The organism is Alkalibacterium iburiense, assembly GCF_039521845.1.
Taxonomy (GTDB): domain Bacteria; phylum Bacillota; class Bacilli; order Lactobacillales; family Carnobacteriaceae_A; genus Alkalibacterium; species Alkalibacterium iburiense.
Genome location: NZ_BAAACW010000103.1, coordinates 1 through 26,142 on the forward strand (window position 1 = coordinate 1; position 26,142 = coordinate 26,142).

The following is a 26,142-nucleotide window of genomic DNA, read 5'->3' on the forward strand; positions in this document are numbered from 1 at the left end:
ATATTATACTAAAAACCCCCTATTCTATCTATTGAAATCATAGGTAGAATAGGGGTTTTTCAGCAGTCTCCCTTTGGGTGGGGTCTTTTTTTCGATGATTGAAAGTGACAAAAATGTGTCTGTTTAAATTAAAATAGGAATAATCGTCTACTGTTTTCATGACTTTCCATTTTTTTGAACAGTATTAATAGTAGGGAAAGAAATCTTTCTACTATCTATTATGAAAAGAGGAAAACAATGAATTCAATCTCATTAGTCGGCAGAATCACGAAAAATATAGAGTTAAGAGAAGTCGGTGAAGGGCGTTTTGTAACAAACAACACGCTAGCTGTACGGAAAACCTTCAAAAAAGACACGAACACAAGTGAAGCGGACTTTATTCCCTTTGTTGCCTGGGGCAAGAGAGCCGAACTTTTAGAAGAGTATTGTAATAAAGGCGATCTCGTTGCATTAAATGGGAAAATGCAATCGCGTTCCTACTTAAATGAACAGAACCAAACCCGATACGTCGTAGAAATGCTAGTAGAAGAAATAGAATTTATTCAAAGAAAAACCCCTGAACATGTTATTCAAACACACTGACTATAAAACACGAATCCTTTCTTGTAGGGGGTTCGTGTTTTTTTAAAAGCCATTATCTCTTATTTATCCACAGAATTATTTGTTTTATGGATTGATTTACACAGAAAATTCAACTATGGTATGTATAATACAGATAGCATGGAGTAGGTAAGAGAAAGAAGGATGAAAATGCATATATTAATGATTGAAGACAATGAATCTGTTTGTGAAATGATTGAAATGTTTTTTATTAAAGAAGATTGGGAAATAACGTTTGTGCATAATGGCAAAAAAGGCTTGGAAACATATAAAGATAATCCAGAAACGTTTGACATGGTCATATTGGACATCATGTTGCCGGATATGGATGGGATAACAATCTGCAGAGAAATAAGAAAAGAAAGCGAAAGTATGCCCATTCTTATGTTAACAGCCAAAGATTCTGAAAGTGATGAAGTCATTGGATTTGAAATAGGGGCAGATGATTATGTAACGAAGCCCTTTAGTCCTTTAACTTTAGTTGCCAGAATAAAATCCCTTATGAGACGTACCCTTGGTCAGACTGATTCATCAGAGGATACTGAATATGAGATTGAAACAGAGCATTTAAAGATGGATAGAGGGACAAGAGAAGTCATACTGTATCAAAAGCCGCTTGAAAATTTAACACCTAAAGAATTTGATTTGCTTTACACGTTAGCTAATAGCCCAAGGCGTGTTTTTTCAAGAGAGCAATTGTTGCAATTAGTATGGGATTATGAGTATTTTGGAGATGAACGAACCGTAGATGCTCATATTAAAAAATTGAGACAAAAACTATTAGTCAATGGACCACAAGTGATTCAAACGGTCTGGGGAGTAGGATATAAATTCGATGATACAGGAAAAATCGACTAAGATGAAATTCCCGTATTTCTTCCAACAAATATTGGGATTTCTAACTGTCATTACAATATTAATGATTGTTTCAGTAGTATCCTTGGTTCACTTCGGGAGAAATACAGCTATACAAGAAACAGAAAATCGGCTATTTGGGTATGCTGAATCTATAGTAGAAGAGAATTTAGCATCAGAGCAACTGGAAACCATTCAGAATGTGTTGCTGAAGCAAGGTGTTTCCTTTTATGTGTTTGATGTAGAAGGGACTCTAAGGTATCCGGAACTCCCCCCTGATATAGAAGCGCGTGTCGTTCCGGAACATATTGAGCAACTAGAATCGGGACAGAGATTAGCCCTGACAACAGAACAGGAAGATATGCTGGGAAATCCCAGAGAAACAGCGTTCGTTTATTTGCCGTTTTTCCAGCAATCAGATGAAACCTATGCGGGTTTCATTACCGTCAGTTCACCAGTGAGTCAAATTGACAGACAAATGGATGTTTTGCGCTCCAATTTATTTAATGCTTTTTTACTCTCAACTATTCTCGCTATATTGATGAGTATTATCTTTGCATACTATCAAGTGAAGCGGGTTAATCGCCTGCGGAAAGCGGCTCACCAAGTAGCGGAAGGCGAGTATACTATTCAGTTACAGCATAAAGAAAGAGATGAAATTGATCAGTTATCTCGAGACTTTAACCGAATGGTCACTGTCTTAAAAGAATCTCAGGAAGAAGTAGCGAAGCAAGAAGAAAGAAGAAAAACGTTTATGCAGGATGCAGCTCATGAAATGCGAACCCCTTTAACCACTATAAATGGTCTACTAGAAGGGCTAGAATACGACGTGATTCCTGAAAAGCAAAGACTAAGAAGTATTCAACTGATGAGAAAAGAAACACGTCGTTTAATTCGATTAGTGAATGAAAATATGGATTATGAAAACATTCGATCAAATAGAATTATCCTAAACAAACATTTTATACCTTTAGAAGAAATAATGGATGAAATAAATGAACAAATGAATGAACTCGTGAAAGAATCTTCGAATCAGCTTATTGTAGAAGATATGAATGCTTTAAGAGTCTATGCTGATTATGATCGATTGAAACAAATATTAGTCAACCTAATAAAAAATGCGATGCAGTTTACAGATGAAGGATTAATTATCATCAGAGCTAGCAAGAAAGAACACGGGACTCAAATAAGTGTCATAGACTCCGGCATAGGAATGACCAAGGAGGAAATACAGTTTATATGGGACCGCTATTATAAAGCAGATGTTTCAAGAGTCAGTACGACCTACGGGGAATCCGGACTAGGTTTAGCTATTGTGCAACAATTAATTGCTCTGCATAAAGGAACAGTAGAAGTTGAAAGTGAGTTGAATAAAGGGACAGCCTTCCATTTGTATTTCCCTGATTCAGACAATATACCATTCGAATAAACGATTAACCTATACGCGGGAGTCATCCCATGAAGGCGTATAGGTTTTTTCTGTAGATAATTGATTTGTAAAAATGGAGTAAATAATATACAACCTTTATTCCCGTGTAAATTATAACGAGGAATGCAAAAAACATTGATATAAAAGGAAATTTCTGGCTATTCCTATTGAATTTCCGCACTTTCCACGTTATAATTATAACGTTGAAAGGCGTGATTTTATGAGTTTAGTATATGTAACCAACAAAAAGAACGGCACTACCTATGTTTACGAATCAACCAACTATTGGGATAAAGAAAAGAAGCAGTCGCGCAGCAAGCGTGTCTGCATAGGAAAACTGGACGAAGCTGGGAACCTGGTTCCCTCTAAGCGATTGGCTATGCCGCCGGCAAAGCAAGGGCCGGTACCATCCACCGTCATGAAACGAAGCTTCTACGGAGCGACCTATCTGTTTGACAAAATCGGAGAACTGCTTGGTGTTACAGCCGATCTAAAAGCTTGCTTTCCTGAAAGCTATAAGCAGATACTCTCGATTGCCTACTTCTTGATTTTGGAAGATCGCAATACGATGCTTCGTTTTCCAAAGTGGGATCGCACCCATTCCCATCCTTACGGCAGCTGTATTCCCTCGCAAAGAAGCAGCGATCTGTTTGCCTCGGTTACGGAAGAAGCTAAAAATCGTTTTTTCAGCCTGCAGGCTAAGCGACGGACGGAGAATGAATATTGGGCTTATGATACTACCAGTGTTTCCTCCTATTCAGAGTCTCTTAAGCAAGTCAAATACGGTATCAACAAGGACCACGATCCGCTTGCGCAGATCAATCTTGCTTTGTTGTTTGGTGAAGAATCTGGCTTACCGTTTTACTACCGCAAGTTAGCAGGCAATATAAGCGATGTCAAAACAGTGAAGCACTTGCTTGCCGATCTAGGCAATCTTGGTTTTAGCAAGGTCAAACTCGTAATGGACCGAGGGTTTTACAGCAAGGAAAATATCGATGCCTTGTACCAAAATCATTTGAAATTTTTGATGGCCACAAAAGTATCCCTGAAATACGTGCAGGAAGAACTGAACAAGGTTCGAGATAACATCCGCACACGCGCTAATTACAATGCCAGCTACCAACTTTACAGCCATACTGCAACGATAGACTGGGAGTATTCACAGAAACGCCCGTACAAAGGCGATGTGATTGAAGGGAAACGGCGGATGTACCTGCATCTTTATTTTAGCGGTGAAAAAGCACTGGAGCACGAGAACCGTTTCAATGCGCTTCTTGATCGGCTCGAAGCAGAACTAGTTTCCGGGAACCGCAAAGCAGAACACGAAAAGCAGTACGCTAAATACTTCGAAATCACTTCAACACCAAAACGCGGGACAAAGGTAACCCCAAAACAAAAAGCCATTACCCAAGCGGAAAAAGACTACGGATTCTTTGCCCTCATCAGCAATGAAATCAAGGATCCCATCGCCGCTTTAGATTTGTACCGTAACAAAGACATCGTTGAGAAAGCCTTTGGAAATCTTAAAGAACGGTTGAATTTACGGCGCACAGCCGTTTCATCAGAAAGTTCGCTTGAAGGAAAATTATTCGTGCAGTTTATTGCATTGATCTATTTATCGTACATCAAAAAGCAGATGTCCGAAAAAGGGCTGTATAAAAATTATACGATGCAGGAATTACTGGACGAATTGGATGTCATTGAGGCATTTGAAAATCCAGGCAGTGCAGTACGAGTGGGTGAGATTACGAAGAAGCAGTCGCAATTATATAACACCTTAGGTGTTGTGCCCCCGACCACGTTATAATTTTTTGGGAATCTAGGATACAATCAATTGAGTAAATGAGCATTTTGCTGTATGATTAAGCATCATTTGTTTTAGGTAAAATCTAGGAGGCATTTAAATGTCAAAATTAAAATCAAAAATAAATAAAAGAATGGGATTATTCATTCTAACTGTTTTTAGCTTCTGGTTAAAAACATATGTATCCTATCTGGTAGAATTTGATTTAGGTGTAACGGGCCTTTATCAACACTTTCTTTTATTTATAAATCCTTTAGCTATTGCGCTAATTCTTTTCTCTCTGTCTCTTTATGTAAAAAAAGAAAGATATTTTCACTTCCTTTTGTTGGGTATACTCTTTATTTTAAGTTTGCTCTTATATTCAAACATTTTATATTATAGGGAATTTACTGATTTTCTTACATCTAATATAATAGTAGGCTCAAATAATGTGTCTGGAGCATTAATCACTTCCACACTAGCAATGGTAAGAGCATGGGACTTTATCTACTGGATAGATTTCATTGCTTTAACCTATCTTATAATAAGTAAAAAAATAAACAATCTGTCTTTAAAAGAGGGTGCCTTGAGGAAAAGAAGTGTTCGAGGAATAACGGCTTTAGGCATTCTTACCTTTTTCATTAATCTAGGTTTGGCAGAAATAGACCGTCCACAATTATTAACTCGAACATTTGACCGAAACTATATTGTCAAATATTTAGGGATTAATTTCTTTACCGGCTATGATATTTTTCAAACGGTGGAGAATAATCAGATTAGAGCGAAAGCTAATGAATCGGACTTAAGAAAGATTGTCACCTATTCAAGAGACAATCATGTTGAGCCGAATCCAGATTTTTTTGGAGTGGCTAAAGACAGGAATGTGATAGTAATCGCATTGGAAAGTGTTCAGCAGTTTCTGATTGATTTTGAATTAGAGGATGAAAACGGGCAAAAGCATGAAGTGATGCCTTTTATAAATAGTTTGTTTAATCATGAAGATTCCTATAGTTTTGAGAACTTCTTTCATCAGACAGGACAAGGAAAGTCTGCGGATGCAGAAGTCCTAGTGGAAAATTCTTTATTCGGGTTGCCACAGGGAAGTGTCTTTCAAACATTGGGTTCAACCAATACCTTTCATGCAACTCCGAATATTTTAGATAAAGAAGGCTATACAACAGCAGCTTTTCATGGGAATGTCGGCTCTTTCTGGAATCGGACAGACACCTATCAGCGATTTGGATATGATTACTTCTTTGATGCAGAGTTTTATGACGTGTCAGGTGATCGATCATTAGAGTATGGCTTAAAGGATAAATTGTTCTTTCATGATTCGGTAGAGTATTTAGAGCAGCTGCCGCAGCCTTTTTATTCTAAATTTATAACGGTCACTCATCATTTCCCTTATCCTCTCGATGAGCAGAATGCAGGATTTCCGCTAGCTCAAACAGCTGATGAAACAATTAATCAGTATTTCGCTACAGCCAATTATGCGGATCAGGCGATTGAAGAGTTCTTTACCTATTTAAAAGAAACAGGATTATATGACGATACAATCTTTGTTCTTTATGGTGACCACTATGGAGTATCTAACATGCGTAATCCACACTTAGCAGAATTAGTGGGAGTGGAGAGTGAAGATTGGGGAGAGTACCACAACACTCACATGCAGCGTGTACCTCTTATCATGCATATCCCAGGAGTCAATAATGGATTCATCTCTGATAAGTATAGTGGCCAAGTGGATGTGCTGCCTACACTCATGCACTTACTCGGTTTGGAGACTTCAGAGTATTTATTTATGGGCCAGGATATTCTATCAGAAGAATTTACTGAACAAGTTGTTTTAAGAAATGGAAGAGTCATAACACCAGAGTATTCCTTTATTGGCCAACATATTTATAACACAGAAACAGGTGAAGACTTGACAGAAGACTTTTCTGATGAAGAGCGACTCGAATTAGATGAACTAAAAAATTCTGCAAGAGAAGTACTGAGTTATTCTGATGAGATTGTATCAAAAGATTTATTGCGTTTTTATAAATCAAACTCCCTTGGTATGACTGAACCGAATGGCTATTTATATGCCAACCAACTACCTGAGCTTGAAAATGATCCGAATCGTCATACAAGCCTCATCGGGTTGAATAATGACATCTCCACAAGCCAGCTATACCAGACTAATGCACCTGAGTTACTGGAAGAGCAATTAATAGAAGAACAGCAAAAGCAAGAAACGATAGAAGCTGAATCAAACATTATGCATCTTAAATAATGAGTGAAGAGAATGGTCCTACACTTTCGGCCATTCTCTTCTTTTCCATTGTCATGAGTGAGAAGGTTAGATGATTAAAAGCATCTCATGAGTATGCTATACTGTATCTAATAATAAGTGAACAGAAAACAGATAAATAAACTTAAAAGGAGCATACAATGATTACACTACAAGTTAAAAGTTTGGCTGCTAGTCGTATTAAAAAAGGATACCCAGCTCTAGAAGATTATGATTTCAAAGACAAAAATAAAGGGGGAGCAAGGGAAGGAGACCTTGTTAAGTTGGTTGATACCTCTAATAAATTCATCGGTATAGGGTATTTAGGAATTGAAAATAAAAGAGCCGGATGGGTTTTATCTTTAGATAGAGAAGAAAAGATTGATGAAAGATTTTACGATCGGTTATTTAGAATAGCGAGAGATAAACGGAGTTCTTTTTTTGCGGATAAAACAACAACGGCCTTTCGTTTCTTTAACTCTGAAGGAGACGGTCTTGGTGGATTAACGATTGACTACTATGATGGCTTCTATGTTTTTTCGTGGTACAATAAAGGGCTCTATTCCCATAGAGAACAGATTCTGAGAGCTTTTCGAGTGGCTGTCCCTGATTATAAAGGAATCTATGAAAAGTCAAATTATCCAGGTGCAAAAGTGAAGAGTCAGTTTGTCGAAGGTGAAAAAGTAGATGGACCGCTTGTTATTTTAGAAAACGGCATTCGTTATAACGTGTATTTGAATGAAGGATGGATGACAGGCCTCTTCCTGGATCAGCGTCATGTGAGACGACAAATAATGGAAAGTTGGGGATTGGGCAGAAAAGTTCTTAATGCCTTTAGCTATACAGGAGCGTTCTCTGTGGCAGCGGCTATGGGTGGTGCAACGAAAACAGTAAATGTGGACGTGGCTAATAGAAGCAAAGAAAGAACAACTGAACAATTTGAAATCAATGGATTAGATCCAAGTAAACATGAAATACGCGTGATGGATATATTTGATTACTTAGATTATGCTCAAAAGCATCAGCTTAGATTTGATATGATAATCCTTGATCCTCCAACATTTGCTCGAACTAAAAAGAGAACGTTCAGTGTTGAGGAAAATTATACTGAGCTTCTAAGAGAAGCGATTGAAGTCTTAGCACCAAATGGCATATTAATTGCTTCAACCAATTCCTGGAATGTAAGCAGGGATGATTTTTATGATAAGGTTAGTCAAGCATTCGATGAGGAACAGGTGGATGCTTACTTAATGGATGAATATTCTCTTCCTGAGGATTACATTGTTAACCCAAATTATCCAGATTCAAATTATTTGAAGGTTTTTGTTTTGGAAAAAACATCATAAGTATAGAGAAGGCAGCTTAAGCTGTCTTTTTTATTTTTATGGGCTACACTAGTGGAAGGAGAAGAAAATATGATTATTTAATGAAATCTTTATATAGAAGTGTGAATAAACTGCGCTAAGAAAGCCGTATATGCTAAACTAGAAGAGCAGATTTTGGAAAGGAAAGATGGATATGACAGCTTATATAACAGTTAAGGATGAAGTAAAGAGGTATCAGTCTGGTGAGACTGTCGTTTTAGCGAATGACGGGATCACTTTTGACATTGAAAAAAATGAGTTTGCCGTCATCGTTGGACCGAGTGGGGCCGGGAAAACGACCTTATTGAACATCCTCGGTGGAATGGACTCTGCCGATGAAGGCAAAGTGATTATTGATGGAACGGATATTGTTGGCTTTAATGAAAAACAGCTAACAGAATATAGAAGAAACGATGTGGGCTTTATTTTTCAAAGCTACAATTTAGTTCCCAACCTGACAGCAAAAGAAAATGTTGAACTAGCAGCCGAAATATCTCCTAATGCGCTGGATGCAGAAGAAGTGTTGAGAAGTGTGGGTTTAGAAGATAGAATGGATAACTTCCCGGCTCAGCTTTCAGGTGGGGAACAGCAAAGAGTAGCCATAGCAAGAGCACTCGCTAAGCAACCGAAACTCTTACTTTGCGATGAACCAACGGGGGCTTTGGATTATGAAACAGGGAAAAAAGTACTCGAATTACTTAGTGTATACTGAACAATTATAAAACAATGTCATTCCAACATTTACTTCTGTTTTTTGGTATCCTAAGTGCAAGGCTTTTTAATCATTTAGTGATAAAACCGTGCACTTTTACATAGGGAAGGCGATGAATATGTACAAAAAACGTCCACACACGCAACTGACATTTGATGGCTTTAACCAACCATTAGGTCTCACCATGAATCCAGAGAACCGTTGGGTTCAAAAAGCGAGCCTCCTACCTTGGGAAGAGCTGGAAGAAGAATATGCCTCATTATTCAAAAGTGAAAAAGGCAATGTTGCCAAACCTTTCCGCATGGCGTTTGGTTCCCTGTTGATTCAGAAGGAATACGACTATTCTGATGAAGAATTGGTTCTTCAAATTCAAGAAAATCCCTACCTGCAGTACTTCATTGGTCTGCCTGGTTATCAAGATGAAAAGCCATTCGATTCCTCGAGTTTGGTTCATTTCCGCAAGCGATTAACCGCAGAGAAATTGGCTCATATCAACGAACGCCTCCTGGCCTTCCACGAAGAAAACGATGATGATGACGACGGTAATCAAAGTGATACTCTTTCGGATGGTGACTCTGAGAGCCAACAAAAGACTCAAGGAGAAGACGAGACGCCTTCAAACAAAGGCACCTTAATGATTGATGCCACGTGTGCGCCTTCTTATATCAAGTTTCCCCAAGATATCGTCTTATTGAATGACGCCCGCCTTCATGCAGAAAAAATCGTGGACGACCTGTGTGAAACGTATGGATCACCTAAGCCACGTATGTATCGCCGCAAAGCCCGCAAAGATTACTTGAGAATCGCTAAGAAGAAAAAGAAATCGAAAAAAATCGAAAAAAATCATTCGTGCCGCCATCCGGAAGCAATTAGGCTATGTGAAGCGAGATATCCGTTACATAGAACACCTTCAAGAACAGGGCGCTGTATTAACGGAAGAACAGGCCATCCGCTTCTATATCATCCAACGTATCTTTGAACAACAGGACTACATGTATCAAAACAAAACCCACAGTGTTCCGAATCGGATTGTCAGTTTCAGTCAACCCTATCTTCGTCCTATCGTGCGTGGAAAAGCCAAAACACCCACTGAGTTTGGAGCGAAGGTAGACATCAGCCAAGCGGCTGGGTTCCTTCGTATTGAACGGCTGTCGTTTGAAGCATTTAATGAATCTGTAGATTTAATCCCAGCGGTAGAACGGTATAAAGAGCGTACGGGTCATTATCCGGAGCGTGTTCTGGTAGATCAAATTTACCGAACGCGTGAGAACCGAGCGTTTTGTAAGAAGCATACTATCCGTCTTTCCGGTCCGAAGTTAGGAAGACCAAAAAAAGATCAAACAGTGGATAAACAAGTGGAAAGTCAAGATAATCGTGACCGCATCCAAATCGAACGAGAATTCAGCCTTGCCAAAAGATGCCATGGCTTGGGCTTGATTCGCACACGGTTAGCTACGACAACCTTAACATCGATCGCTTTATCGATCGTTTCTTTGAATCTGTCCAAAATTCAAAGGGACTTTCTTTGCGCCATTTTTCGAGAGGTCTTTTTAGCTCCAATAGAACTTTTTTATCAGTCCGAAGCCAGCTCTTTTGAAAAATTATCGTTTGTTCAGTAGACACTACTTAATAAACCTAAAGAAGAATTTGGAGCAACTGTGGTTGTAATCACACATAATAGAGCCATTGCACCAATGGCTAATCGAGTCATTGATATTAATAACGCCAAAGTGAGAGATGTTATGATCAATGAGAACCCAGAGACTGTAAAAAATATCGAATGGTAAGATGATATATAGAAAAGAGGTGTTCTAGTGAAGTATAAAGCACATTGGAAAGATATTATGAGAGAAATTCTTCGAACTAAGACACGGTTTCTCTCTATTTTTGCGATTATATTAATAGGGGTCGCTTTTTATGCTGGTTTAAGTGCGACAGGTCCCGTTATGGTTCAAACAGCTGATGACTATTATCAAGACCAGCACTTAGCCGACGCACATGTTTTTTCAACGATGGGATTAGAAGAAGAGGATAGAGAACTTCTATCCTCAGTAGAGAATGCATCAGTTGAGTCTCTCTATCGTTCAGATGTTGTTTTTGAAGAAACAGCTATGACTGCTCGTTTATTCAGCATGAATCCTGCAAGTGATTCGGAAATAAATGAATACGTGGTGGTAGAAGGAAGGTTACCAGAAACCACCGGTGAAATAGCTTTAGACAATACTGCTAATTTTGTTGAAGAATATGCTATTGGGGATACCATAGAAATTGATACTGGAACACCTGATGCATTTGAAGAAAATTTTAACCAAACGACCTTTGAAGTAACAGGATTTGTCAATCATCCTATGTTTATTGAACGGGTCAACAGAGGGAATACACAGATTGGTACAGGGACTTTATCTGGTTTTGGAGTTATTCTCGAAGAGGATTTTGATTTGGAAGTGTATACAGATGCCTTTATTCGGCTAGATGAGTCCGAAGAATTAGAGGCCTACTCTGAGGAGTATGAAGCCGCTGTTTCAGAGCTTTCAAATGAAATAGAAGCCTTACTTGCCGATAGACCTTCTGAGCGTTATGACGCATTATATCAAGAGATTGATGATGAAATCCAAGAAGGCTACCAAGAAATAGAAGAGGCTCAACAAGAGTTATCAGATGCTGAAGCTCAGTTAACTGAAGCCCGAGAAGATATGGAAGAGGGCTATAATCAGTACGAAGAAGGATTGGAAGAATTAAGCAATCAGGAAGCTTCAGCTAGGCAGGAAATCGCTAATCAAAAAAGTGCATTGGAAGCTGCACTGGTCGATGTAAACGAGGCAAGACAGCAATTGGAAGCAGCACCCATTGAGGATCCAGCAGCATCAGCAGAAATAGAAGCTCAAGCACAGGAAATAGAAGCGGGATTGCAACAATTAAACCAAGCAGAAGCAGAATTGAATGCTGAAATAGAAGCTGGAAGAAATGAATTAGAAGCAGTCCGTGTGGAATTAGAAGAGGCTGAACAGGAACTAGCAGAAGCAAAAGCTGAATTTGAAGAAGAAAGAATCGCTGCTGAAGAAGAGATAGAAGAAGGATTGCAAGATTTAGAGGAAGCAGAAACGGAATTAGCAGATTTGGAAGAACCAGAATATTTTGTGGAAGATAGATCCTCTTTCCCAGGTTATAGTGAGTTTGAAGATAATGCCCAACGTATAAATAATATCGCACGCATATTCCCAGTCTTCTTCTTTTTATTAGCTGCTTTAATATCCTTAACGACGATGACAAGAATGGTTGATGAAGAGCGTAATCAAATTGGAACTTTAAAAGCCTTAGGGTACAGCAACTTTCCCATTGCCATGAAATACTTGGTCTATGCTTTCGTAGCGACCTTTACTGGAAGTGTGATTGGTCTATTCTTGGGATACTGGTTATTCCCTACAGTCATTATGGATGCTTACAGTTCATTGTATAATTTACCATCAGCGAATACTCAGTTCTACTGGAGTTACGCCATAATAGCAACAATAGGTGCCTTACTTGCCACAAGTTTATCGACATTTATATCTGTTCGCCTATCCCTTAGAAGTAATGCGGCCACATTGCTTAGACCAAAAGCACCTAAAAAAGGTAAACGTATTTTCTTAGAGTATATGCCCTTTATTTGGAATCGATTCTCATTCACTCAAAAAGTGGCATCGCGAAATCTCTTCCGATATAAACGTCGCATGCTCATGACCATATTTGGTATAGCTGGAGGCACGGCTTTACTTCTAACTGGTTTTGGTTTGTCAGATTCGATATCAGACATTGGAGACATTCAGTTTGGTGAGATTAATTTGTATCAAGCTATTGTATCTGAAAACACCAATGCCTCTGAAGCTCAAGTAGAATCATTGGAACAAACACTTTCTGATATCCCTGAGTTGGATGACACCATGCAGGCAAGAATGGAAACAGGAGAAGCTCATACAGGAGGGGAAGGACAGAATATTAACTTGCTCGTTCCATCCGATACTGAACACATGGAGGACTTTGTCGTTCTAAGAGATTTGGATGATGAAGAACGCATCCACGAGTTACCCGTGGATCAGGCAATCATTACAGATAAATTATCTGAATTACTCGATGTGTCTGAGGGAGATACTATCGAAATTGACTTGAATGATACGGAAAACTTTGAAGTGGAAGTAGCCGAAATTGTAGAACACTATACTCAACACTATATTTATCTTTCTCCTCAGTTATATGAGACTCAAACAGGTCAAGATCTTGTCTTAAATACCCGACTACTCAAGTATGATGAAGAAGAGGTAGATGACGATGAGTTAGGCCAAATTCTAACGGATGAAGAGGCCGTTCAAGGCGTCAGTTTTGTTACGGAAGTAGAGAGTGCTTTCCAGGATAGTATGGATAGTTTAGATGTCGTGACAATCGTTCTCACTGTTTCTGCCGCCTCTCTCGCCTTTGTTGTGTTATATAACCTAACCAATATTAATGTGTCTGAACGTATTAGAGAATTATCAACCATCAAAGTATTAGGTTTCTTTGACAAAGAGGTAACGATGTATGTATACCGGGAAAACTTTGTGTTGACTATTATGGGAATCCTTGCTGGTTTTATTTAGGATTATTCTTGCATCGATTTGTCTTGCAGACAGCTGAGCTTGATATTTTGCGTTTTTCACGAGAAATAAATTCCCTTAGTTTTCTGTATACCTTCTTACTCATGTTTTTATTCTCCAGCTTAGTCATGCTTGTCATGCACTTCAAATTAAAGCGGATTGACATGGTAGAAGCTCTCAAAACACAAGATTAATGAATAAAGCAGGTGAATACTCGATTCCCTGCTTTATTTTGGTAAAATAGACTCACATATGAAGAATGAAAGAAAGAAGGTGAGTGAATGGATGGATTTACTGAAGCTCGTCATTTAGACGAAGTCAGAGAACATATAGAAAAGGAGACATTGGCTTTAGTTTATGTATATGGAGAAACATGCTCCGTCTGTCATGCCGTTATGCCTCAAATAAAACCGGTGATAGAGCAGTTTGAATCCATTGTACCCATGCAAATAGATAGCGAAAGATTTCCAGAGGTGTCAGGGGAATGGACCATTTTTACTGTTCCTGTCATCTTGCTATTTCTAAATGGCAAAGAAATTCTTCGTAAAGCTCGATTCATTGAAAAACGTGAACTAGATACTCAATTGACGAAAATAGTCTATGCCTTACAATCGGAAGAGGAGGAAAGGTAAATGAAGCGTATTTTGGATTGCTATGCCAGTGATTTTAAACAAATGAACTCAAAGGAATTAAAACAATCTATTCTTGCCAGTGAAGGCAGAACAGTGCTTTCTGAAAATATCGTAACGGGGGCAGCGGCGGACGGATTGACAAATAGTGAAGTAGCACGAGCAGCAGGGGCTGATTTAATCCTATTAAATGCTCTGGATGTGTATGAGTTATATATCAATGGTCTGGATAAAACCGATCAACCGATTCAAAGATTGAAAGAGATGCTTGGTCGTCCGATTGGTGTGAATTTGGAACCCATAGATGTAGATGCCGATTTTAATGAAAGTCGTTTGTCTATTTCTAAAGGACGAGTCGCTTCAACGGACACCTTTCAAAGAGCTGAGGAGCTTGGCTTTGATTTTGTCTGTTTAACAGGAAACCCTAAAACAGGAGTGACAAATAATGAGTTGATTCATGCGGTTCAATTAGCAAAAGTCCAGTTTAGTGGTTTAGTGATGGCAGGTAAAATGCACCAGTCGGGTGTAGCGGAAGAAGTGATGTCAGTTAATGTGGCTGAAGAACTAATAGAAGCAGGAGTGGATGTTATCCTTATGCCTGCAGTAGGGACCGTTCCAGGTGTGAATGAAGAGACCAGTAAACACATTGTTCGACTGGCGAAGAAGTCAGGCGTCTTGACTATGGCTTCTATTGGAACGAGTCAGGAAAGTGCGGATTCTGCCACCATCCGTCAAATAGGATTAATGAGCAAAATGATTGGCTTTGATATTCATCATATAGGAGATGCGGGATACGCAGGGATTGCTCCTTACGAAAACATTATCGAATTATCTAAAACCATCAGAGGCAACCGTCATACTTTAAGACGTATGGCTGATTCAGTTAATCGATAGCCATTACAGATTAAAGTAGGATCATATTAATTTGAGAATATGTTTAAAGGGCTGTATCCTTCGATAAATACAGCCCTTTAAATAAAGTGGTTTTATTCAGGAAGCCAATCCATTCCCCATTCTTTAGCTGCCCAATCCATCAGGTCGACAACATCTTTAGTTAATTGAAGAGAAGTGAAATCATCTCCTGTCAGAAGTGTTCGAGACAGGTTTTCAACTTCATAGTTCAAAGCCTGATTTGTATCGCCTGCTTCAATGGTTTCGATACTTCCATCTGAATAGGTCACCGTGGCTCTATCCGCTCTTGGGTAATCGTCGATGGTTATAAAAGCCTGTTCACAAATTATGAGCCCTTGTTTTGGCATTTTAGAACGGAAAGCAATGGAAACAGTACTTATTTCTCCTTGCTCATTCTGTAATAGTATACTGCTTTTTTCATCCACTCCAGTATTAAATAGGGTTCCCATTGTCTGACGCTGGGTAGGCTGACTGGATAAGAAGTAGCGTGCAAAAGCAAGAGCGTATACACCAATGTCGAACAGCGCTCCTCCTCCTAACTCTGGATTAAAGAACCGATTACTTGGATCGGCTTCTTTTAAGCTACCAAAAAGGGCATGAACCATTTTTAACTCACCGTATTCTCCGCCAGTTACTTTTTCTTTAATTGTTTTCATTAGTGGCATATGGTAAATCGTCATGGCTTCGGCTACAATCAGCTCTTTTTTCGAAGCAAGTTCAAGGACCTCATCTAGTTCTTTTTTTGTCAAAGTTATGGCTTTTTCGCAAAGAACATGTTTTCCAGCCTTTAAAAGCATCAGCATGTTTTCTTTGTGTAAATTATTTGGTGTAGCTAAGTAAACAATGTCAATATCTGGATCAAAGGCGAGCTGTTCATAGCTGCCATATGCTTTAGGTACCGCGTATTTTTGAGCAAACTCAAATGCTTTTTGTGTTGTTCGAGAAGCAACAGCCACTAATTCAGCCTGTTCAGAGTGGAAGGTAGAAGCGAAATGATGAGCGATGCTGCCGAGACCGATAATGCCCCATTTAATTTTTGTCATTTTTTACCCAACTTTCATTCATGTATTTACTTCGTAGTATACCAAAAACGAACAGGTAACACAGACTATATAAATACGGTTAGTCTCTATCGAGACAGAATAACTTATGGTAGAATAAAAATTAAAGTAAGGACAGGTTGAGACACACCTAATGGATAGGAGGGATTACTCTGGCAAAGCGAAAAAATATAAGACAAAAAGGGTACTCTCTTTTAAAAAAAGCCGGATTACTTTTTATAGTGTTTCTAGGAACATTATTTGTTTTAAGTTCCAAAATAGAAGAGAGAGCAGAGGAAGTAAAGATAGAATCCAATGCGGAATTTATAGAAGAAGTGGCTCGCCATGCCGTCCCTTTAAAAGAAGAGTATGGCATTTTGCCCAGTGTGACGATTGCACAGGCTATATTAGAATCGAATTGGGGTAAAAGCAGTCTGTCACGACAAGAAAATAATTATTTTGGAATAAAAGGAAACAGTGAACACAGAAAATATGCCACATTGGAGTATGAAGACGAGTGGAAGGAAATCCATGCATCCTTTAGAAGTTATCCCTCTTTAAAAGCTTCTGTAGAAGACTATGCGAAGCTGCTAGCCTACGGAACAGACTGGAATCCTGAACTCTACCACCCTGTGATTGAAGCGCAAACTCCTTCAGAAGCAGCTTATGCCTTACAAAAGGCCGGTTATGCGACTGATCCCGATTATCCGGAAAAAATAATTAACATAGTCGAGACATACGGCTTAGAAAAATATGATGAATAGTAAAGAGGTGTCTGAATGACAAAGAGAAAATACCCACATGTACAAACAGATTTATATAAAGGCTACGTTGCTGTACCTGAGATAATTAGAAAATCCAGTGGAATAGTTATTAACGGAAAGCGATTCAAAGCCTTTTTATTTACAACTGATATCGCTTTAATTATGAACAATGATGCAGACGGAATAATGGCTGTCTATCCATTTACTCCCCATCCTGCTATTATTAAAGCCATTACAGATGTATCCACCATACCTGTTATGGCCGGTATAGCTGGAGGAAAAACTCAGGGCATTCGGTCTGCTAATATGGCTCTTTTTGCTGAATCACACGGATGTAGAGCTGTGGTTATTAACTCTCCGACTCCTGTCGACACCATTGAAAAAATTAACGAAATGATTGATATTCCAATAATATTAACGGTTGTCTCTGAGTATTCTGATATTGAAACTAAAATAAAAGCAGGTGTAGATATTATTAATATTTCAGGGGCTGGTGAAACAAGTAAAATAGTCCGTAAATATAGAGAGAAATATCCGGATTTACCGATTATTGCAACAGGTGGCCCAACAAATGAAAGTATCATGGAGACCATCGAAGCAGGAGCTAATGCCATAACCTACACTCCACCGTCAAATGGAGAATTGTTTAGCCGGAAAATGATGGATTATAGAGAATTAGAAAAAGAACGATTCAATGAATAATCTGATTATTTTAAAGGAGCTGTTGAGTTGAAGACGAATAAGAAAGGGTACAAACGAAAAAATCGAATACCTGTCATATGGATAGTTTTAGGTGTGGTTGTGCTCAGCCTTTCAGCTATTGGGGGCTATTTGTGGTATCGAAACTATCAAGAAGAACAATTAGCCATAAAAAGAAGAGAAGAAGTAGAAGCCATGACGCAAGAGTATCTAACTTCTTTTTCAGATGGCGATTTTGATGCTCTGATTGCTCACTTTACTCCTGAATCAATTGAAGAAAGAGGATACACCGAAGAAGAATTGATTGAACGGTATGCAACTGTTTATAGTGGGATAGGAGCAACGGATATCGTTATTACTAACCAAGCTTTGTCTTACGTCGAGCAAACAGATACCTATGATCTCATTTATTCAGTGAATATGGAAACAGCCTTAGGCCCTTTATCCGGTTTAAATTTTCAGACATCCATATATGAAACAGAGACCGAGAATTTAGTAGAGTGGGATTATTCTCTTCTATTTCCTAATATGGAAGAAGGAGACACTATAAGACTGTCTTACACTCAGCCTAAAAGAGGGTCAATCTATGATAGAAATGGGAACATGTTAGCTGGAGAAGGAGAAGCTTGGGAGGCCGGTCTCTATCCACGGGCATTAGGCGAAGGGGAAGAGAGAGCTAATCGGTTGCAGACCATTAGTGACACATACGCTATTTCTGTAGAGCGGCTTGAGGGTTTGCTCAGCCAAGGATGGGTGACAGAAGAGAGTTTCGTTCCATTTCAGGTTGTAGACGAGACGCCTGAAGTCCCAGGCGTTTTATACCAGAAAACGGTTGAACGTGTATATCCGCTAAGGGAAGCAGCTGCTCACTTAATTGGTTACGTAGGAGAAGTGACTGCTGAAGATATTGAAAATGATGCAGAGTTAAGGTCTGGACAGTTTATAGGAAAAGCTGGACTTGAATCGATATATGAATCTCAATTAAAGGGCAATCTTGGAGGAGAAATAGCTATCGTTGACTCTGAGGGTGACACAAAAGAAACCATTCTTGAAAGAGAAAAAGAAGACGGAGAATCCCTTTATCTAACCATTGACAGTGTGATTCAAGAAGCTTTGTATCAGACTTTTGAGGACGAACCTGGTACAGCAGCTATGATGCACCCGCGAACGGGAGATTTTCTAGCTTTAGCCAATTCTCCATCTTATGACCCTCAATTGTTTGTTCGAGGAATATCTCAAACAGATTATGATACCTATTTAAATGATGAAGACAGTCCCTTCCTAAACCGCTATGCAGCGAGGTATGTACCAGGATCCACGTTCAAAATCCTTTCTGCTATGGTATTTTTGGAAAATGGAGTGACGACACCGGATAAAGTCCATACTATAGAAGGATTGCAATGGTCACCCGAGACTCCAGACTTTGGAGACCATCAGATTACGAGAGTAAATGACACAGTATCTGAAGTAGATTTAGAAACGGCTCTGGTATTATCGGATAACATATTCTTTGCAATGGAAGCTTTAGAAATGGGAGCCGATGCTTTTGAAGAGGCCTTATCTGTGTTTCCATTTGGAGAACCGTTAGACTGGCCATTTGAGATGTCAGCAGCTCAATTCTCAAACGAAAACACTATTGACACGGATGTCTTATTAGCTGACACCGCGTACGGTCAAGGTGAAATATTGATGAATGCTATTCACCAGCTCGTCTTTTATTCACCAGTCTTAAATGAGGGGGCCCTTGTTCAGCCTAATCTTATAAGAGACAGTAATACAAGTGAGCCAACTTCCCTTATTTCTGCGGAGACAGCCACTACAGTAGAAAGCCTTTTGCTTGAGACAGTCAACCAGTCGAACGGTACAGCTAACAAGTTAAGTGCTCTACCTTACGCTGTGGGAGCAAAAACAGGAACCTCTGAAGTCGCCGGAGAAGAAGGAAATGAAACCAATGGTTTGCTCTATGTCTTTGATGCAGAAGGATATGACTATTCATTCATAGCCCATTTAGAAGGTCAACGGGGTGGCGATGTAATTGATCAATTCCTACCATTTTTAACAACTGTTAAAAATGAATTATAGCAACAGGAAAAGTCATAGAAACGGCATAATAATCGCTGATATTAGATTGTACAGCTATTTCTAATATGATATAGTAACTATGTTTTAATAAAAACATTACAATTTTGAAGGAGATAACTTATGAACAGTGACCCTGGGAGTATTCAGCCCTTAATTGGGCCTATATTATTGATTATTAGTTTAATTGTTGTTCACGGCATTTTAGCAGCTGCTGAAATGGCTATCGTATCGATTAACCCTACATTAATGGTAGAAGAATCCATTGAAGGAAGTAAAAAAGCAAAACGTGTGTTAAGAATTTTAGATCATGCCGATGATTTTTTGACGACCATACAAGTAGGCTTATCATTAACAGCTTTGCTCACAAGTGGCGTATCATTTGTATTCGTTTCGCGCATTGCAGATCAGCTGAGTGAATCTGTTTTTTCTTCGGAGTGGCTTGTGTTACTTGCATTAAGCACTCTCGTTTTAACTTATTTGCTTTTATTATTTGGAGATAAATTACCCAAAGCAATTGCCGCAAAAACTCCGAATAAAGCAGCTATGAAACTAGCGAGTCTAGTGGTTCTGCTTCGATACTTTTCACTTCCAATCGTGTGGCTGGTACAAAAAAGTTTAGTTGGACTAAAACGTGTCTTACCTATTGATTTTGATTCAGATAATGAGACCATCACTCGTGATGAGTTCCGCTCATTTTTAGAACACAGTCATCAGCATGAAGTCATCGACTTAGAAGAATTTGCCATGTTAAAAGGTGTTTTGTCTTTAGACAATAAAATAGCTAGAGAAGTTATGGTTCCTAGAACCGATGCTTTTATGCTGGATTATGACGATCCAAATGAGGAAAACATTAAAGCGATGCTGGAAACACCGCACTCGAGAGTACCATTATATTATGAAGACAAAGATAATATAGTGGGAATCGTGCATGTAAAGAATTTATTAAAAGCCTCCAAAGATGTTCCCTTGTATTCCATTGATTTGAAAGAAATCAGTAACGAACCCCTTTTTGTGCCGGAGACCATATATATCGATGATTTAATATTTCAGATGAAACGAACACAAAATCAAATGGCTATTTTAAATGATGAATTTGGTGGCGTAGTTGGTTTAGTCACTCTGGAGGATTTATTGGAAGAAATTGTTGGAGAAATTGATGACGAATACGATCAATCAAACAAATTAATTGAAGAAATTGAAGAATTTCTATATAGTGTAGATGGTGCAACGCCTTTAGACAAGTTCAATGATTACTTCAAAACTGATTTGAACTCTGAAGATGTGGACACTATAGCAGGGTATTTTATAACAGAATATGAAAGCATACCAAGTGAAGAAGAGCATGCAGTTGTTTATACGGGTGATTTAAGTTTGACTGTAGGCAAGATGGACGGCACCCGTATTCTGTCTATCATTGTAAAAATAGAAAAAGAAGAAACAAATAATGAAGAAGAACGAACTGAACATTACGAGATGAGTAAGGAGTAGTCCTGTACTCGAAATAGGCTGAGACAGGGTCATGTCTCAGCCGTTCTTTTTCATTCAGTATTAAAAGAAAGGCAAGGGATATCATTGGTTTTTAACTGGGGAATACTCGTAACAATATTTATCATTAATGTGGTATACGTGACTCTGAGTACATTGCGCATGTTGCTCACGATGAAAGGCTATCAATCGGTCGCACCGCTTATAGCTATGGTGGAAACAGCGATTTATGTCATCGGTTTAGGCTTAGTTCTAGACAATCTCGATAATGCTATAAATATTATCGTTTATGCCATAGGCTTTGGAGTCGGAATATATACAGGAATGAAAATCGAAGACAGACTGGCGTTAGGCCATATTCTAGCTACAGCTATACTCCCGGAGAATGGGTGGGAAGTAGCAGAAGGACTGAGAGGAAAAGGATACGGAGTGACCATATCTAAAGCGCATGGAAGAGAAGGCAACCGTTATGTCCTGGAAATACTGACCTCTCGTTCAAACGAAAGAAGTTTGTATAGACTCATTAATGAAATTGAACCAAGAGCCTTTGTTGTGTCCTATGAACCGAAATTTATAAACGGTGGCTTTTGGACTAAGAAAATGAGAAAAAATAAAAAAGAAGTAAGGAAACACCCTATAAAAAGTCCATTTAAAGAAGAAGTGCGAGAAAACTGGAGTGAATGACATGGCTAACTGGATACAACCTGGAAGCACAATAGGAATAGTGGGAGGAGGAAGCGTAGCTCGTTTGCTAGCTTTCTCTGCCAAAAAATTAGGATACAAAGTAGGGATACTCGACCCAGATCCTTATTGTCTGGCGAGCAGTATTTCAGACTGGCATTTGAGAGCTGAGCTGGAAAATGAACAGGCCTTTATGGATTTAGCTATGCAAAGTGATGTGGTGATGTACGAAACGGAAGCATTCCCTTCACGATTTGTCAATGAAATGAAGCGCGCCGTACCTGTGCCTCAAGGGGAGGAACTGTTGTCAGCCTCACAAGATAAAATGCTGCAGAAGGCTTTTTTAGATTCTGTACGTGTTAACATTGCTCCTTTCGCAACAATCGTTACGATTGATGATATCAAAGAAGCCGTGACAAGTATTGGCTTTCCATGTGTGCTTAAAGCGAATAATACAAACGAACGATTTAAGAAACACAAAATATTATACGGAGAAGAAGAGATTGAATCAGCGGAAACTTTTCTTAAACATGGCACGTGTGTCTTAGAAGCGTGGGTTCCATTTGACAAAGAACTGTGTGTGTCAATTGTGAAAGATAAGAACGGAGCGGTTTCATTTTTTCCAGTTACAGAGATGAAATATAAAAATGATGAGTTTTACCAATCCATTGCTCCTGCTAGGATAAGTCCTGAGATGGAAAAGGAAATGCTTCGAATTGGAAAAGTGATTGCTGAACAAATCAATTTTAAAGGGGTTATGGCTGTTGAAGCCTTTGCGACGGATAGTGGGGCATTATATGTTAATGAGATAGTTGCTCATCCCCATAGAGCATTTCACTACACGTCTAATATGTATAACCTCTCTCAATATGATGCACATATTAAAGCTGTCACAGGCTGGCCTATTGAATGGAATGAAGAACTGAATCAACCCATGGTCATGCAGTCTATAACTAAAGACGAAGAGAAGGAGACCTTCACCCAAGCGCAAATCAAGCCACACTGGCATTTCAACTTTTATGAAAATAACGGCGAGACAGTGACAACGGAAATGGGTCATCTGACTATTCCTACATCTGATGTCAAAGAGACTCTCTCATTGTTATCAGATTTATACAATTAGTATGAGGGAACCCACATGACTAAGAGAAGGAAAATCGAAAATCTGGCCTATTCTTTTATAAAACAACAGATTATCAACCAAATATGGCTTGAAGGTATGCAAATAAAAGAACTGGTTGTAGCTGAGGAGTTAGGAATCAGTCGAACGCCAATAAGAAAAGCATTAGAGCGATTGGAAAAAGAAAATCTTGTTTATTTTAAGCCAAATAAAGGAGTTTATGTTAATAAGCGTCCTCTTGGGTTAAAAGAACAAAAAGACCGCATATATTTTTTAGAAGTCCTATTGCAACACGTCTTATATTCCCTTGAGCAAGGGGAAACAAAGGTGTCTGAGAAACCAATAGAGGATTATTTAAAAGCGATGCAGGCTTCTCACTCAGATACAAACGATACGTTTGAAAAATCAGAGATTGAGTTTTGGAAAACTGTACTCACCTATCATGAAAATGACTATATGAATCAGACCATCATTCAAACTTTAAATAGTTTATATGAGAGTAGTGTGTCCGCCACTGTCTTATTAGACAAAAGCAGACCGATTAAACTTACTCACTATGCAAACTTAGTTGACTATATAGGAAAAGGCAATTATACCTATGCGAGACGAGAAGTGCGTATCTTACTCAATCAATTACTTATCAACCTCATTCAGGGAGTAGACTGATTACTCATCTGTTATATATCTGTCCTATGTATGCAATCTTACATAGGACTTTTTTCTGCTGTCAATTCATTCAAATGAATGAGAGGTATAATTGAATGAGTAGTGAATTTTCCGTATTCTATTTGAGCCATCTATGGAAAGACTTACTCATTTTCTGTATAATAAAACAATGTATGAACAGCTGAAAGGATGAATAAAGTGGTTCTTCGAGAAGATATATTAAGAGGGATGAATCCCAAACAAAAAGAGGCAGTGGTACACACTGAAGGCCCTCTGTTAATTATGGCTGGAGCCGGTTCAGGAAAAACAAGAGTACTGACTCACCGTATTTCTTATTTAATACAGGAAAAAGGTGTCAATCCCTGGAATATACTGGCTATTACATTTACGAATAAAGCGGCGTCGGAAATGAAGACACGTGTGGCCACTTTAGTAAAAGACGGTGGAGAAGATGTGTGGGTATCGACCTTTCACTCTATGTGTGTTCGTATACTCAGACGAGAAATAGATAAAATTGGATACAGTTCTTCATTCACTATAGTCGATCCTGGCGAACAGAACACATTAATGAAAAGAATATTAAAACGACTGAACATCGATCCCAAAAAGTATAATCCGCGGGCTATTTTAGCCGAGATAAGTAACGCGAAAAATAGACTAGAAACAGAAAGAGAGTACCGTAATCAAGCGGCAGACTATTTCAGTAAAATAGTGGCCGATTGTTATGACCAGTACCAGAGAGAATTGAGACAGTCAGAAGCTGTAGACTTTGATGACTTAATCTTACTCACTGTTCGTCTGTTTCAAGAGCATGAAGAGGTTCTTCAGTTTTATCAAAGTAAATTTCAATATGTTCATGTGGATGAATACCAAGATACTAACCATGCCCAGTACAAGCTAGTGCAATTACTAGCGGCTAGATTGCGTAATATTTGTGTAGTGGGTGATGCAGACCAAAGTATCTACGGCTGGCGTGGAGCTGATATGGAAAACATACTAAACTTTGAACGAGATTACCCTGATGCTAAGGTTGTATTTTTAGAACAGAATTATCGCTCGACTAAAAATATATTAAAAGCAGCTAATGATGTGATTTCTTATAACTTGAATCGTAAAGATAAAAATCTATGGACGGATAACGACAGAGGAGAGAAGATTGTTTATTACCGAGCAGCTAATGAACACGAAGAATCTCGGTATGTCGTTCAGCAAATTCAGAAAGAAATGGAAAATGATCCGACTAAGCAATACGGAGACTTCGCCGTGTTGTACCGTACCAATGCTCAATCCCGTGTCATTGAAGAAACACTTATAAAAACGAACATCCCTTATAAAATGGTAGGCGGACACAAATTCTACGATCGGAAAGAAATTAAAGATGTTCTCGCTTATCTGACTCTCATTGCTAATCCCAGAGATAATATGAGCTTCATTCGAGTTGTGAATGAACCCAAGCGTGGCATCGGGCTCAGTACTGTAGGTAAATTAGAAGCAGCGGCAGAAGAAATGGGTTGGAGTTTATATGAGGCTGCCTTAAATGCAAATAATATTAATATATCCCCTCGTGCAGCAAAAAAAGTCGAAGCCTTTGCCTTAATGATACAAAACTTCATTAAAATGGCGGAGTTTCTAACAATAACTGAGCTAACAGAAGAAGTGCTTGAAAAGTCAGATTACTTACCGACGCTTAAAAAGGAAAAAACATTGGAAGCTGAGACGAGAGTAGAGAATATCCAAGAATTTCTAACGGTTACTCAACAATTTGATAAAGAAGAACAAGAAGACAAAAGTTTATTAGCATTCTTAACCGATTTATCACTCATATCCGATATTGATAACCTGGAAGAAGAACCAACGAGTGAACTGACACTTATGACCCTTCATTCTGCAAAAGGACTAGAATTTCCTGTCGTCTTTTTAATTGGAATGGAAGAAGGACTGTTTCCATTGTCTCGTATAGACAGTGGAGAAGAAGAAATGGAAGAAGAAAGACGTCTGGCGTATGTTGGGATTACTCGGGCAGAAGAAAAACTCTTCTTATCAAATGCTGCATCCAGACAATTATACGGTCGAATGCAGATGAATCAACCGTCTCGTTTCTTAAAGGAAATTGATGAAGAGAATCTTGAACAACAAGAATCCAACTCTCTGACGCCTTTTGCAAGTGGCATGCATAAGGGATTTGGAACAAGCGCCAATGATCCTTTTTCAAATAGAACGAATCGAAACAGAAAGAAAACCATCATTAATCATCCTACAGGGAATACAGGAGCTGAGAAGTTAGCTTGGAAAGTGGGAGAAAAAGTACAGCATAAAGCTTGGGGAGTAGGAACAATCGTTAAAGTAAGCGGTGAAGGAGACAATATGCAGCTGGATATTGCTTTTCCGGGTCAAGGCATTAAACCTCTCTTGGCAAGCTTTGCTCCCATTGAAAAGATATAA

Annotated in this window: 21 protein-coding genes and 1 pseudogene; 21 read left to right on the top strand and 1 reads right to left on the bottom strand. The window is 38.8% G+C overall.

Annotated elements, in window-relative coordinates:
- Nucleotides 1-237: 237 nt before the first annotated feature.
- The 13 genes and pseudogenes from ABDZ53_RS08355 to ABDZ53_RS08415 all read left to right on the top strand — a co-directional run bounded on the left by ABDZ53_RS08355 (nt 238) and on the right by ABDZ53_RS08415 (nt 15,145).
- Nucleotides 238-582: a single-stranded DNA-binding protein gene (locus ABDZ53_RS08355; protein WP_343755478.1), complete on the top strand. Its 345-nt coding sequence runs from the start codon at nt 238-240 to the stop codon at nt 580-582.
- 168 nt (nt 583-750) lie between these two features.
- Nucleotides 751-1,458 carry a response regulator transcription factor gene (locus ABDZ53_RS08360; protein WP_343755555.1) on the top strand — a complete coding sequence of 236 codons (708 nt, stop codon included), beginning with the start codon at nt 751-753 and terminating at the stop codon, nt 1,456-1,458.
- Entirely contained in the window at nt 1,436-2,884 is a 1,449-nt protein-coding gene (locus ABDZ53_RS08365) for an ATP-binding protein (protein ID WP_343755479.1), read from the top strand. Before ABDZ53_RS08360 ends, ABDZ53_RS08365 begins: the two co-directional genes overlap by 23 nt.
- Nucleotides 2,885-3,104: 220 nt before the next feature.
- Entirely contained in the window at nt 3,105-4,691 is a 1,587-nt protein-coding gene (locus ABDZ53_RS08370) for an IS1634 family transposase (protein WP_343755480.1), read from the top strand.
- Nucleotides 4,692-4,788: 97 nt separating this feature from the next.
- Entirely contained in the window at nt 4,789-6,942 is a 2,154-nt protein-coding gene (locus ABDZ53_RS08375) for an LTA synthase family protein (RefSeq protein WP_343755482.1), read from the top strand.
- A gap of 158 nt (nt 6,943-7,100) precedes the next feature.
- The gene (locus ABDZ53_RS08380; RefSeq protein WP_343755483.1) at nt 7,101-8,285 is read left to right on the top strand and encodes a class I SAM-dependent rRNA methyltransferase; all 1,185 of its coding nucleotides are present in this window, start codon (nt 7,101-7,103) and stop codon (nt 8,283-8,285) included.
- A gap of 172 nt (nt 8,286-8,457) precedes the next feature.
- Nucleotides 8,458-9,003: pseudogene (locus ABDZ53_RS08385) on the top strand (ABC transporter ATP-binding protein); the annotation flags it as partial.
- A gap of 130 nt (nt 9,004-9,133) precedes the next feature.
- The gene (locus ABDZ53_RS08390) at nt 9,134-9,994 is read left to right on the top strand and encodes a transposase (protein ID WP_343755484.1); all 861 of its coding nucleotides are present in this window, start codon (nt 9,134-9,136) and stop codon (nt 9,992-9,994) included.
- Nucleotides 9,995-10,007: 13 nt separating this feature from the next.
- Nucleotides 10,008-10,634, top strand: coding sequence for a transposase (locus ABDZ53_RS08395; RefSeq protein WP_343755486.1), 627 nt, complete (start codon nt 10,008-10,010; stop codon nt 10,632-10,634).
- Between the two features lie 39 nt (nt 10,635-10,673).
- Nucleotides 10,674-10,802 (top strand): hypothetical protein, encoded by a 129-nt coding sequence (locus tag ABDZ53_RS08400; protein WP_425541694.1) that lies wholly within the window; start codon nt 10,674-10,676, stop codon nt 10,800-10,802.
- A 27-nt stretch (nt 10,803-10,829) separates the two neighbouring features.
- On the top strand, nt 10,830-13,625 hold the full coding sequence (locus ABDZ53_RS08405) for an FtsX-like permease family protein (protein WP_343755489.1): 2,796 nt from the start codon (nt 10,830-10,832) through the stop codon (nt 13,623-13,625).
- A gap of 278 nt (nt 13,626-13,903) precedes the next feature.
- Nucleotides 13,904-14,254 carry a thioredoxin family protein gene (locus ABDZ53_RS08410; protein ID WP_343755491.1) on the top strand — a complete coding sequence of 117 codons (351 nt, stop codon included), beginning with the start codon at nt 13,904-13,906 and terminating at the stop codon, nt 14,252-14,254.
- Nucleotides 14,255-15,145 (top strand): DUF7916 family protein, encoded by an 891-nt coding sequence (locus tag ABDZ53_RS08415; RefSeq protein WP_343755493.1) that lies wholly within the window; start codon nt 14,255-14,257, stop codon nt 15,143-15,145.
- A gap of 92 nt (nt 15,146-15,237) precedes the next feature.
- Here ABDZ53_RS08415 and ABDZ53_RS08420 read toward each other — a convergent pair whose 3' ends face one another.
- Complete coding sequence (locus ABDZ53_RS08420; RefSeq protein ID WP_343755495.1) at nt 15,238-16,206, bottom strand: Gfo/Idh/MocA family protein; 969 nt, start codon at nt 16,204-16,206, stop codon at nt 15,238-15,240.
- A 239-nt stretch (nt 16,207-16,445) separates the two neighbouring features.
- Here ABDZ53_RS08420 and ABDZ53_RS08425 point away from each other — a divergent pair, with 239 nt between their 5' ends.
- The 8 genes from ABDZ53_RS08425 (at nt 16,446) to pcrA (ending at nt 26,142) form a co-directional block, all read left to right on the top strand.
- Complete coding sequence (locus ABDZ53_RS08425; RefSeq protein ID WP_343755497.1) at nt 16,446-16,967, top strand: glycoside hydrolase family 73 protein; 522 nt, start codon at nt 16,446-16,448, stop codon at nt 16,965-16,967.
- A gap of 15 nt (nt 16,968-16,982) precedes the next feature.
- Entirely contained in the window at nt 16,983-17,669 is a 687-nt protein-coding gene (locus ABDZ53_RS08430) for a beta/alpha barrel domain-containing protein (RefSeq protein WP_343755499.1), read from the top strand.
- Between the two features lie 27 nt (nt 17,670-17,696).
- On the top strand, nt 17,697-19,748 hold the full coding sequence (gene pbp4 / locus ABDZ53_RS08435) for a penicillin-binding protein PBP4(5) (protein WP_343755501.1): 2,052 nt from the start codon (nt 17,697-17,699) through the stop codon (nt 19,746-19,748).
- Nucleotides 19,749-19,868: 120 nt separating this feature from the next.
- Nucleotides 19,869-21,236 carry a hemolysin family protein gene (locus ABDZ53_RS08440; protein WP_343755502.1) on the top strand — a complete coding sequence of 456 codons (1,368 nt, stop codon included), beginning with the start codon at nt 19,869-19,871 and terminating at the stop codon, nt 21,234-21,236.
- An 84-nt stretch (nt 21,237-21,320) separates the two neighbouring features.
- Entirely contained in the window at nt 21,321-21,917 is a 597-nt protein-coding gene (locus tag ABDZ53_RS08445; protein WP_343755504.1) for a DUF2179 domain-containing protein, read from the top strand.
- Between the two features lies 1 nt (nt 21,918).
- The gene (locus tag ABDZ53_RS08450) at nt 21,919-23,037 is read left to right on the top strand and encodes an ATP-grasp domain-containing protein (protein WP_343755506.1); all 1,119 of its coding nucleotides are present in this window, start codon (nt 21,919-21,921) and stop codon (nt 23,035-23,037) included.
- 15 nt (nt 23,038-23,052) lie between these two features.
- Complete coding sequence (locus ABDZ53_RS08455) at nt 23,053-23,700, top strand: GntR family transcriptional regulator (protein WP_343755508.1); 648 nt, start codon at nt 23,053-23,055, stop codon at nt 23,698-23,700.
- 189 nt (nt 23,701-23,889) lie between these two features.
- Nucleotides 23,890-26,142 carry a DNA helicase PcrA gene (gene pcrA / locus ABDZ53_RS08460; RefSeq protein WP_425541695.1) on the top strand — a complete coding sequence of 751 codons (2,253 nt, stop codon included), beginning with the start codon at nt 23,890-23,892 and terminating at the stop codon, nt 26,140-26,142.

Bases quoted from the DNA above. Each gene is read 5' to 3' on its own strand.
- ABDZ53_RS08375 (WP_343755482.1), top strand. From the start codon at position 4,789: ATGTCAAAATTAAAATCAAAAATAAATAAAAGAATGGGATTATTCATT.
- ABDZ53_RS08395 (WP_343755486.1), top strand. From the start codon at position 10,008: ATGTATCAAAACAAAACCCACAGTGTTCCGAATCGGATTGTCAGTTTC.
- ABDZ53_RS08410 (WP_343755491.1), top strand. From the start codon at position 13,904: ATGGATGGATTTACTGAAGCTCGTCATTTAGACGAAGTCAGAGAACAT.
- ABDZ53_RS08390 (WP_343755484.1), top strand. From the start codon at position 9,134: ATGTACAAAAAACGTCCACACACGCAACTGACATTTGATGGCTTTAAC.
- ABDZ53_RS08355 (WP_343755478.1), top strand. From the start codon at position 238: ATGAATTCAATCTCATTAGTCGGCAGAATCACGAAAAATATAGAGTTA.
- ABDZ53_RS08450 (WP_343755506.1), top strand. From the start codon at position 21,919: ATGGCTAACTGGATACAACCTGGAAGCACAATAGGAATAGTGGGAGGA.
- ABDZ53_RS08415 (WP_343755493.1), top strand. From the start codon at position 14,255: ATGAAGCGTATTTTGGATTGCTATGCCAGTGATTTTAAACAAATGAAC.
- ABDZ53_RS08420 (WP_343755495.1), bottom strand. From the start codon at position 16,206: ATGACAAAAATTAAATGGGGCATTATCGGTCTCGGCAGCATCGCTCAT.
- pcrA (WP_425541695.1), top strand. From the start codon at position 23,890: ATGAATAAAGTGGTTCTTCGAGAAGATATATTAAGAGGGATGAATCCC.
- ABDZ53_RS08455 (WP_343755508.1), top strand. From the start codon at position 23,053: ATGACTAAGAGAAGGAAAATCGAAAATCTGGCCTATTCTTTTATAAAA.
- ABDZ53_RS08370 (WP_343755480.1), top strand. From the start codon at position 3,105: ATGAGTTTAGTATATGTAACCAACAAAAAGAACGGCACTACCTATGTT.
- ABDZ53_RS08365 (WP_343755479.1), top strand. From the start codon at position 1,436: ATGATACAGGAAAAATCGACTAAGATGAAATTCCCGTATTTCTTCCAA.
- ABDZ53_RS08380 (WP_343755483.1), top strand. From the start codon at position 7,101: ATGATTACACTACAAGTTAAAAGTTTGGCTGCTAGTCGTATTAAAAAA.
- ABDZ53_RS08440 (WP_343755502.1), top strand. From the start codon at position 19,869: ATGAACAGTGACCCTGGGAGTATTCAGCCCTTAATTGGGCCTATATTA.
- ABDZ53_RS08360 (WP_343755555.1), top strand. From the start codon at position 751: ATGCATATATTAATGATTGAAGACAATGAATCTGTTTGTGAAATGATT.
- ABDZ53_RS08430 (WP_343755499.1), top strand. From the start codon at position 16,983: ATGACAAAGAGAAAATACCCACATGTACAAACAGATTTATATAAAGGC.